This window comes from Pseudomonas sp. BCRC 81390 (assembly GCF_030341915.1).
Taxonomy (GTDB): Bacteria; Pseudomonadota; Gammaproteobacteria; order Pseudomonadales; family Pseudomonadaceae; genus Aquipseudomonas.
This window is the reverse complement of the sequence record NZ_JATAAG010000016.1, coordinates 1-272: the sequence shown is the minus strand read 5'-3', so window position 1 is coordinate 272 and position 272 is coordinate 1. Positions and strand designations below refer to the sequence as shown.

The window sequence follows — 272 nt, the reverse complement described above, 5'->3', positions numbered from 1 at the left end:
GCCCCGCTCAGCACCATGGCCCGCACCTTGCGCCCCAGGGGATCGCGAAACTGCTGGTCGATCCGCTGCAAGAACGCCTCGGTGCGGGCCTGCACGGCCTCGTCGAGCAGGCTCATGTATTCGCCCAGGGTCAGCGAGAGCCTGAACGGGGTCACCTGTTGCCCGGCAAACAGCGCAAATGCCGAGCGGTGCACATGGCCGATCAGCGTCCTGGTCCGTTCACTGAGGTGCTGGCTGAGTGCGTTCCCCGCACTGTTGGTCGCGGCCAGCAA

Annotated in this window: 1 protein-coding gene; it reads right to left on the bottom strand. The window is 66.5% G+C overall.

Features of this window, described 5'->3' with window-relative positions; genetic code table 11:
• Positions 1-272, bottom strand: a 272-nt coding sequence (locus QSV36_RS08785) for a hypothetical protein (RefSeq protein ID WP_289131216.1), incomplete at both ends; no start/stop codon positions are given.